Genomic DNA, 9,386 nt, shown 5'->3' with positions numbered 1-9,386 from the left:
ACGTCATGACAGGAAACAGGCTGACCATCATGACACCCCGTGCCTTTGCGCCCCTTCTTCAGCCAGTCCGTTACAAGGGCCTATGGGGCGGGCGTGGTTCTGGGAAGTCCCATTTCTTTGCCGGGCTGCTGATCGAACAGGCTACGCTGCGCCCCGGCCTACGAGCCGTCTGCATCCGGGAAATTCAGAAATCCCTGACCGTCTCTGTCCATCAACTCCTCCGGGACACCATCACCCGCCTGAACCTGTCTTCTCTTTTCACGGTGCTGGATAAGGAAATCCGTACGCCTGGCGGGGGTGTCATCCTGTTTCAGGGAATGCAGTCCTATAATGCCGAGACCATCAAATCCCTGGAGGGTATGGACATCGCCTGGGTGGAAGAAGCGCAGTCCCTTTCAGCAACATCCCTGAAACTGCTGCGCCCGACCATCCGCAAACCTCACTCCGAGATATGGTTCAGCTGGAACCCCAACCATCCTTCCGACCCTGTTGATGCCTTCATGCGCGCTCCTGCCGCTGAAGATGATCCCTCCATCATGACCATCTGCGCCAACTGGTCAGATAATCCATGGTTTCCAGACGTTCTGAATCAGGAACGGAAACGGGACCAGACCCTGCGCCCGCAGGATTATGAACATATATGGGAAGGCGGCTACCAGCAGCACCATGAAGCGCTCATCTTCCGTAATCGCATCACGGTTGAAGATTTTTCAGCGCCGGAAGACTGTCGCTTCTATTTCGGTGTGGACTGGGGATTCTCACGAGACCCCACGGCCCTCATCCGCTGCTTCATTCAGGATGATATCCTTCATATCGATCACGAAGCCGGAGGCACCCATATCCCGCTGGACCAACTTCCCGACCTGTTCGACAGGATACCCGCCATCCGCCGCTGGCCTATCCGGGCAGACAGTGCCCGCCCCGAAACCATCAATTACCTCAAAACCCACCATCATTTTCGCATCAGCGCTGCACGCAAATGGCCCGGAAGCGTAGAAGATGGCATCGAAAGGCTCCGCTCATTCCGCACCATCCGCATTCATCCACGCTGTACGGAAACAGCCCGTGAGTTCCGCCTGTACCGCTACAGGTCCGACCCGCTGACGGGCGATGTTCTCCCGCAGATAGAAGACGCCAATAATCATTACATTGATGCCCTGCGCTATGCGCTGGATGGCCTCATTACCAACCGGTCTTCTTTACCGGATTTCTCACGCTTCGCTCCATCTGCCTGACAAAATCCACCATCATCAATGGCTGATGGCCCAGCGCAGCCAGAATCCGATAATCCCACCCAATACAGCCCCACCCAGCAAGGCCAGAACAAGTATCTGCCCTGCAATACGCCGCGGTGATGCGTTCCAGTCGATCCATCTCATGGCATGTTTCCCTTCCGTTACAGATAGGCCCTTCCCATGTCCGGTTTCTCCCTCACACGCCTGTTTGAAGGACAGCCCACCACCACGGCACGTCCACGGCAGGAACCCGCCCCTCCACGTCACACCACTTCAGAGAAGAAGACAAGCCCCCACTGGCTGACCCGCCTGCGGCGTGCTTCTCATAGCCTGCTGACGTCTGATTCCAGAACAGTCACAGCGTTCACCCCGTACCAGCCCCCGCCGGGTGTCGTACCAGAAGGCTATGAATGCCCCACCCCACTCGGTACGGATTCCGCAGTCCCCAACATGACGGACATTTCCGGCTGGGCCATGGCACAGACAGCTTCCCAGCCTTCATGGATGGCAGATGGACTGGGTTTTCTGGGCTACCCGACCCTTGCCCAGATGGCCCAGCGGGCAGAATTCCGTAAACCCTGTGATGTCATCGCACGGGAAGCCACACGGGAATGGATCAGCCTCAGCACCCATAACCCTGCCGACCATACTGCCCCCGCCATTCCCTCAGACCCCACAGCCCGCCTCCATGCGTTGGAAGTCGAGATGAAACGGCTGAACATCCGGGAGCTGCTCCACCAGCAGATTCTGGACAGCCTGCTCTACGGCATTGGCCATATCTGGCTCAACATGGCGGACACACCCCGCACGACCTACGGGCAGACACTTCCACTGCCCCTTACCTCCAACGGGGTCCGTAAGGGAACACTGGCCGGGCTGAAAACCATTGAACCCGTCTGGACCACACCCAACGCCTATAATGCGGATTCTCCCTTGCAGGATGATTATTACCGGCCCCGCAACTGGTGGGTACAGGGCTGTCTCGTCCATCGGGACAGGCTCATCAGCATGGTACCCTATGGCGTGTCCGACCTGTTTAAGCCGTCATTCAATTTCGGCGGCATGAGCCTGACACAACAGCTGCGGCCTTATGTTCACAACTTTCTGCGGACACGCAACAGCATCAGCAACATTACGGCTAACTTCTCCAAGCTTGTTCTGAAGACCGACATGGGCGGTCTCATGGCCACCGGCACCGGCGAGGAGGCGGACCCGACCACCTCCATCACGGGCCGGGCTTCCTTCATGCAGAAAATCTCTGAAGGTCAGGACATCATCGTGGCCGACCGACAGAATGAAGATGTGTCCATCGTGGCGACCCCCCTGACGGGGCTTGCCGACCTTCAGGCGCAGTCCATGGAGGCAATGGCCTCCATTCCCGGTATTCCATTGGTCAAGCTGTTCGGCATCACACCAAACGGGCTGAACGCCTCATCCGCCGGGGAAATACGAGTGTTCTACGATGAAATTGCGGCGTTTCAGGAAGCCCATATGCGGCCCGTCCTGAACCGCCTGCTCACCCTGATCCAGCTCAATCTCTGGGGCGCAACCGACCCTGCGCTGGAGATCACCTTCAATCCCCTCTGGCAGCAGACCACACCACCACAGTCCTCCGAGGCCTCATGACCCTTCTTGCCTATGACCGCACCGGCTCCGTCCGCAGTTTTGATGATAACGGGCGACTCCGTGTGGAGCGGACGCCCATCAGCAAGGCGAATATCTGCATCTATCAGGGCCGGGAAATCCCGGACCATGTCCGGCTCGGCCTGAAGCCAGACCAGCCCTACCGCCTCCTCCGTGACCCGAAGGAGCTGGAAAAGGCAGCAGACACGTTCAACTCCCTTCCCATTCTGGAAGAACACGTCCCCACCAGTGCCGATGCCCACCCACGGGAACTGACGGTTGGCTCCACCATGGATAATGCCCGTTTTGAAAGCCCCTATCTGACGGTCGGCATGGTCATTTTCGATGGTCCCGCCATCAGCCGCATCCAGTCCGGCGACCAGAAAGAACTGTCCTGCAGCTATGCCTACGAGGCCGACATGACCCCCGGCACTTATGAAGGCCAGCCCTATGACGGGCGCATGGTCAATATCCGGGGCAACCATATTGCTCTCGTAACAAAAGGACGGGCTGGCCCTGACGTGCTGGTCCATGATTCTTCCACAGATAACAGGACATCCACTACCATGACACAGACAGCCGAAGCCCCCACATCCAAAACTCCCAACCATGAAGACGCAGAAGCCGCTCTGAATGACGCCATTCAGAAAGCCCTATCCGCCGACCGTGCCCTGCGCCATGCCGTGGACGAAGCCCGCCGTCTTGTCCGGCCTCTGGTCGGAGATGTTCACGGTATGGACAGTGCTGATGCCGTCTATCGCTATGCGCTCCAGCAGTCTGGCATGGCCGCAGACAGTCTTGCCGACATCAATCAGGCCGGGCTGCGGGCACTTGTCCAGACCCGTCTGACCTCCATGACATCACCGGCCCCGCACATGCTGGCGACCGACAGCGCCAGCACCGGATACACGGCCCCACGCCGCTACTGACCCTTCCATCACGGTTCCAGCCTTACAGAAAGCATCTCCATGTCCGATTTTCAGCAGAGCGTTTCCTACACATGGCCGCAGGGCTTTCCCGGTGCCCCGGCCAGTGCCAACCCCATCCGCACGGCCATCGCCCCAGAAGGAGGCTTCATTGCCGGTGCGAATGGCCTGACCATTGCCCACTTCGTCTGGCGCAATGAGGATGGGCTGAGCCTGAGCAATACGGGCTCCACCACTCCGGCGGGGTTCCTCTACCGCACACAGCAGGGGCTGACGACACAGTATCTTCAGTCCGCCACCATGACCCTGCCACAGGGCTTCATGGCCAGCATTGCAGAAGGTGGTGACTTCTGGGCCATTGCCTCCACAGCAGCCAGCACGGGTCAGGCCGTCTATGCCTCAACAGAAGATGGCAGCCTTCAGACAGCACCGGCAGGCAATGCCCCACAGGGAACAGTCGCTACCGGCTGGACCGTTGCCCGTGGTGGCAATGCGGGAGAACCGATCATCATTTCCGGCCCCATGCACCCCATGGCGGCCTGATGCACGCCCTATTACAGGCCATGCCCTTCTCTGCCCCAGACCATCCATAAGGTATCCATCATGCCCCATTCCATTTCTTCCGCCATGCTGAAACGTGACTTCGGCATTCATGGCGTGCTTGACCACGCCATGGCGTTTGACAGTGCCGTGACGGCTCCCAATTCTGGCATTCCGTCCATTTTCTCCACCTATACCGACCCCCGGACCATCAAGGCCCTCATTACGCCCATCCGGGCAGAGGCCATCTATGGTCAGGGCCAGAAAGGTGACTGGCTGACAGATACGGCACAGTTCCCCTTTGTCGAACTCTCCGGCCAGACAGCGTCCTATGGCGATTATGACAGCTCTGGCGACAGTGACGTCAACGCCAACTGGGTGCAGCGCCAGTCCTTCCACTTTCAGACATGGACACGCTGGGGAGAGCGGGAAGCCGAACGTATGGGAGCCGCCCGTCTGGACTGGGTTTCCCGCAAAAACGAAGCCTCCATCTCCATCCTTAACAAAACCAGCAACCGCATCAGCCTGTTCGGGATGGAAGGGCTTCAGCTGCGGGGTGCCCTCAATGACACGGCCCTGCCACCAGCCATCCAGCCCACACCCAAGATTGCGCCTTCCGGTGCGGCAACGGGTAGCAATGACTGGCTGAGCGTCACCGACCCGGTGCAGGTCTATGCTGATATTCTCAAGGCCTTCCAGCAACTTTCCGAACAGATGGGCGGCAACGTCACGCTGGAAAGCCCGCTGACTCTCGTCATTCCAACAGAGCGACAGCAGTGCCTGCTCTATACCAACCAGTTCCGCACCTCCCTGCGGGACCTGCTGCGGGAGAACCTGCCCAATCTGAAAATCGAAACCCTGCCGGAAGCAGGCAGTACGCTTTCTGGCGGTCTCAGCAAGGTCACGCAGATGCAGCTTTTCCTGCGGGAAGTGGATGGGCAGGAAAGTGTGACGACCGCCTTCACCGAGAAGCTGCGGGCCCATGCTGTTGAGCGTTACAGCTCCTACATCCGCCAGAAGAAATCTCAGGGCACATGGGGGACCATCTGGTTCTACCCGGTCGCCTGCGTCACCATGACAGGAATCTGACACATGGCCGATACCGTTACCGTCCTCTGCCGCCTGCCCTCTGGCATTCGGCTCGACCTGCACGACATCACCAGCCTGAGCGAACGGACACAGGCCACGGCGCCCATCATGGCCCCGCCACAGGCCCGATCCTCCATTCTGCTGAACGGCATCCGGCAGGACCCGCTCTACCACCCAGCGGAAAACCGCCTGCTTGGCCGGGCCGGACGTACCACCGTGCCAACGGACTTCTGGAAAGCATGGCTGGAGCAGAACAGGCAGAGTGATCTCATCACCCGGAAGATTATCTTTGCCGAGAACACGCCCGCCCGTGCTGAGAACGCCATGGCTGAACTGGCCAAAGAACGCACAGGGCTGGAAGGCGCCGACCCCACCACCCTGACGGAAGGGGTTACCCCCATGCAGATGACAGCATGATTGCTGACCCGTGCCACACGGCATCTGCCGGAACGGCACGGGTCCACCAACCGGGAGACAATGCCCCCTCATGACAGACTCTACTCCGCCTTCAGGGCAGGTCTCATTCTCCTATCAGGACTGGCTGGCGGCTTATCCGGCCTTTGCAGGCCGTGTCAGTGCCGGGCAGGCGGAAGGGTTCTTCCAGCTGGCTGAACTCATCCTCAATAATACAGGCAGCTCCCCTGTCCGGAACATGAAGAAGCGCAGAACACTACTCTGGCTGCTGGTAGCACATCAGGCACAGCTTTTTGCGTCTGATGCCACCGCCTCAGCCAGTGATCCCGCCACCGGGTCACCTGCGGCACCGCCTGTCGGGCGGATTTCCTCCGCTACGCAAGGGGCTGTCTCCATTACGCTGGATGGCAGCGCTCTACCCCGTCAGGCTGGGTGGTTCAGCCAGACACAATATGGGCTGATGTTCTGGCAGGCTACGGCCTCCCTCCGCCAGATGCGTTTTCTGCCCGGTCAGTCCCATCCGGCCCGCCTCTGGCCCTGATACAGAAACGGCCCGCTCCAGACGGAACGGGCCGGTCATCAGGCTCTCAGGATCAGAGAGCCATCCTTCACGGGGCGCTTTACCCTCAATGCCAGAGCAACCACCAGACGACATAGGCGAACAGGAACGGCGTCACGATACGGGTCACCGTACCAAATGTGAAACGCTCCCCATCACCAGCCCGGTTCATCAGGAAGAATGTCCGTGTCAGAGACAGCAGACACAGGATCAGCACCACGGCAAACAGCGCAACCTTTCCGGTTACAGCACCATACATATACGTTCACTCCTGTCTCACGGGCTGGAGATACCCCTCAAGTCAGCCAGAACCGGCCAAACCGTGGCGCAGACGCAACAACCCGCCAATTTACTCCCCTCATTACCACACTGCCCTTCCGCTATGGGAGTCCTTCAACATGCCTTTCCCCCGGCCATGACCCGATATCCATGAATCTTTTCTCGCTTGCCAGCAGCATGACCTCCGTCATCAACCCTCTTACCCCGGCCCTGCTCCGCCGCATGACAGGAACAGAACTGGCTGCCGATTACAGCACCAGACCGCTCTATGAAGACGTTCCGGTCATGATTGATGTCCAGCCAGCTCCCGGCAACATCCTCCAACTTATCGGGGACATCGCCCAGCAAGGCGAAAGCCGCACCATCTACCTGAAAGGTAGCGCCCATACACTAAGCCGCCCCCTACAGACTGGCGGGGACAGCGTCCTTTTCGAAGGCTCGGAATGGCTTGTCACGAAAATCCTTGAACAATGGGGAACCAATACATGGTGTCGCCTGATCGTCACACGTCAGACCCAGCAGACAGCCAACTAAGCCCTTCAGAAAGCACCATCATGCAGATGGTCGGAGACTGGCTGAAGGCCACGGCCCTGCCATCTGACTGGGCGCTCTTTCAGGGCCAGCAGAACCGTCTCCCGCCACCACGGGCGGATTTCATGGTCATGCAGGCTGTCTCACGCCGCCCGCTGGCCACCAACCATCATGAATACAGCCCGACATCCGTCACCATCACCCAGCCGATAGAGCTCTCCATCCAGCTTACGGCCTATGGGGCAGCAGCACTCACCGTATTCGGCAGCATCAGTACACTCTGGCGTGATGCTGGAGCTGTCAGCTGGTTCCAGCAAAGACGGAATGACATGGCGCCCCTTGGGACAGGGCCTCTCTCGCAGCACGGATTCATCAGTGCAGAGCAGCGTTATGACGATTCAGCCACTCTTACCCTGACTCTGGTCGTGGAAACACGCCTCTGCCGCCCGGTCGAAACAGCCACAGCCCTCGCCATGTCTTCCATCACGGAAGCAGACCTGACCGACCATAACTGACCCTTCCCACCGGGCAGACCTCTCCCTTACGTCTTGCAGACAAGGACACCTCTATGGCCTCCATGACAGGCACCATCCCCCTCTCACAGACTGTCAGCATCAATCCGGCCACACTGGGCACGGAAGGCGGCGTCCCCTTCATGAACGGCCTCCTCATCACGGGGCCGTCTGATTCCGCCGCACTCAGCACCGGAACGCTGAAGCAGTATGGTTCACTCTCCGATGTCACGAGGGACTTCCCCACCAACGGCATCGAGGCCCGCATGGCAGCCGTCTATTTCGGCAGCCACGAAGATGCGGCACAAACACCGGCCACACTGCTCATCTACATGGCGGACCCTACCCATCAGGCAGACCCAGCGGGCCTCATGGAGCTCATCACCAGCCAGAGCCAGAACTTTGCTGGTTTCACTACAGTCTGGGAGCCCACGCTGGCACAGAAACAGGCCTTCGCCACATGGGTGGCCGGCCAGTCGGACCGCTACTGGTATGTAGCATGGGATACAGATGAACAGGCCCTTGCCGCCCAGAACAGCACAAGCTTCGGCACATGGTTACAGGCACAGGCCATTGATGGCACGACACTGCTTTATCACGACCCTCTGGCGGCCGCTTTCTGCCTTGGCTGGATGGCTTCCATCGACTTTGACGCCACGAATGGCCGCACGAATCTCTGCTTCCGCCGCAGCGGACTGCTGACCCCCAGCGTCACCGATGCCGTCACAGCAGCCACACTCCGCAGCAATGGCTATAATTTCTATGGTGCCTATGCGAATGGTCTGGGACGGTTCCAGTGGCTGGAAGATGGCCATGTGTCCGGGGCATTTCTCTGGGCGGACAGCTACATCAACCAGATATGGCTGAATGCCGCCTTCCAGTCAGCCCTGACCACGCTGCTTCTCCAGTCCGGGCAGATTCCCTATGACACCATCGGCGATGGCATGATCTCCGCTGCCGTGCAGGATGTCATCAATCAGGCCCTGCGCTTTGGCGCCATCAGGCCCGGCATCCAGCTTACATCCCTCCAGAAACAGCAGATCGACCGCAGCGCTGGCACAACCATCAGCGACACGGTGCAGACACGGGGCTGGTACTTCCAGCCCAATGCTTCCACGGCGGCGGCCAGCATCAGGACAGCCCGTAAAAGCCCACCCTGCCGCTTCTGGTACACGGATGGCCAGTCTGTCCAGTCCATCTCCCTCACATCCATTGAGGTTCAGTAACCATGTCCACATTGGTCACATCTGCTGATGCCGTGTTCACCCTCACGGTCAAGACGCTTTTCAATGCCCCCATCACGCTGGAGAACTGGGCTACCAATCACGGCTGGGGCAGTTCACAGAAGCTGAAACTCGCCACCACCAGCCTCTCCATTGATGGCAAGCTCAATAAAGGCTTCGTCCCTTCCGCCTATCAGATGTCTCTGCATTTTTCTGCCGGCTCCCGCTCCCTGCCGGTGTTTGATGCCATTGCCACAGCCTCACGACAGGCAAGGACTGTCTATGAACTGAATGGCGAACTGCTGCTGAAGGGGCTCGGCCAGCGCTTCACCTTCACCAATGGCTGCCTGACGGACTATGACCCCGTGCCCGCCGGTGACACCACGCTGGGCGACCGGACCGTCAACATCACATGGGAGACAGTTCTCCCTGCCGGTGTGTAAGGCAGTCCCATC

At 59.2% G+C, this 9,386-nt stretch carries 13 protein-coding genes; 11 read left to right on the top strand and 2 right to left on the bottom strand.

Annotated elements, in window-relative coordinates; translation table 11 throughout:
• The first annotated feature begins 5 nt into the window (after positions 1–5).
• Positions 6–1,235, top strand: a complete 1,230-nt coding sequence (locus NQF86_RS00400; RefSeq protein WP_266115658.1) for a PBSX family phage terminase large subunit — start codon at positions 6–8, stop codon at positions 1,233–1,235.
• 15 nt (positions 1,236–1,250) lie between these two features.
• Here NQF86_RS00400 and NQF86_RS00395 read toward each other — a convergent pair whose 3' ends face one another.
• Entirely contained in the window at positions 1,251–1,379 is a 129-nt protein-coding gene (locus tag NQF86_RS00395; protein ID WP_266115657.1) for a hypothetical protein, read from the bottom strand.
• Positions 1,380–1,415: 36 nt separating this feature from the next.
• Here NQF86_RS00395 and NQF86_RS00390 point away from each other — a divergent pair, with 36 nt between their 5' ends.
• The 6 genes from NQF86_RS00390 (at position 1,416) to NQF86_RS00365 (ending at position 6,368) form a co-directional block, all read left to right on the top strand.
• On the top strand, positions 1,416–2,861 hold the full coding sequence (locus tag NQF86_RS00390; RefSeq protein WP_266115656.1) for a phage portal protein: 1,446 nt from the start codon (positions 1,416–1,418) through the stop codon (positions 2,859–2,861).
• A complete protein-coding gene (locus NQF86_RS00385; protein WP_266115655.1) occupies positions 2,858–3,787 on the top strand; it encodes a DUF2213 domain-containing protein in 930 nt (309 codons plus the stop codon). The genes NQF86_RS00390 and NQF86_RS00385 overlap by 4 nt, the downstream gene beginning before the upstream one ends.
• Before the next feature lie 39 nt (positions 3,788–3,826).
• Entirely contained in the window at positions 3,827–4,327 is a 501-nt protein-coding gene (locus NQF86_RS00380) for a structural cement protein Gp24 (RefSeq protein ID WP_266115654.1), read from the top strand.
• A 60-nt stretch (positions 4,328–4,387) separates the two neighbouring features.
• On the top strand, positions 4,388–5,413 hold the full coding sequence (locus NQF86_RS00375; protein WP_266115653.1) for a DUF2184 domain-containing protein: 1,026 nt from the start codon (positions 4,388–4,390) through the stop codon (positions 5,411–5,413).
• A gap of 3 nt (positions 5,414–5,416) precedes the next feature.
• On the top strand, positions 5,417–5,830 hold the full coding sequence (locus NQF86_RS00370; protein ID WP_266115652.1) for a hypothetical protein: 414 nt from the start codon (positions 5,417–5,419) through the stop codon (positions 5,828–5,830).
• Positions 5,831–5,900: 70 nt separating this feature from the next.
• A complete protein-coding gene (locus NQF86_RS00365; RefSeq protein WP_266115651.1) occupies positions 5,901–6,368 on the top strand; it encodes a DUF4054 domain-containing protein in 468 nt (155 codons plus the stop codon).
• An 85-nt stretch (positions 6,369–6,453) separates the two neighbouring features.
• Here the strand turns inward: NQF86_RS00365 and NQF86_RS00360 are convergent, their stop codons facing one another.
• Entirely contained in the window at positions 6,454–6,645 is a 192-nt protein-coding gene (locus tag NQF86_RS00360) for a hypothetical protein (RefSeq protein WP_266115650.1), read from the bottom strand.
• A 170-nt stretch (positions 6,646–6,815) separates the two neighbouring features.
• On the opposite strand from NQF86_RS00360, the gene NQF86_RS00355 reads away from it, so the two are divergent.
• The 4 genes from NQF86_RS00355 to NQF86_RS00340 are packed head-to-tail and all read left to right on the top strand — an operon-like array spanning position 6,816 to position 9,374.
• Positions 6,816–7,199, top strand: coding sequence for a hypothetical protein (locus NQF86_RS00355; RefSeq protein WP_266115649.1), 384 nt, complete (start codon positions 6,816–6,818; stop codon positions 7,197–7,199).
• Entirely contained in the window at positions 7,151–7,711 is a 561-nt protein-coding gene (locus tag NQF86_RS00350) for a phage neck terminator protein (RefSeq protein ID WP_266115647.1), read from the top strand. The genes NQF86_RS00355 and NQF86_RS00350 overlap by 49 nt, the downstream gene beginning before the upstream one ends.
• 53 nt (positions 7,712–7,764) lie before the next feature.
• The gene (locus tag NQF86_RS00345; protein ID WP_266115646.1) at positions 7,765–8,934 is read left to right on the top strand and encodes a DUF3383 family protein; all 1,170 of its coding nucleotides are present in this window, start codon (positions 7,765–7,767) and stop codon (positions 8,932–8,934) included.
• A 2-nt stretch (positions 8,935–8,936) separates the two neighbouring features.
• Positions 8,937–9,374, top strand: coding sequence for a phage tail fiber protein (locus NQF86_RS00340; protein WP_266115645.1), 438 nt, complete (start codon positions 8,937–8,939; stop codon positions 9,372–9,374).
• Positions 9,375–9,386 lie beyond the last annotated feature (12 nt).

This window comes from Bombella pluederhausensis, from assembly GCF_026385525.1.
Taxonomy (GTDB): Bacteria; Pseudomonadota; Alphaproteobacteria; order Acetobacterales; family Acetobacteraceae; genus Bombella; species Bombella pluederhausensis.
The sequence above is the reverse complement of the archived record's forward strand: the minus strand, read 5'-3'. Positions and strand labels throughout refer to the sequence as shown.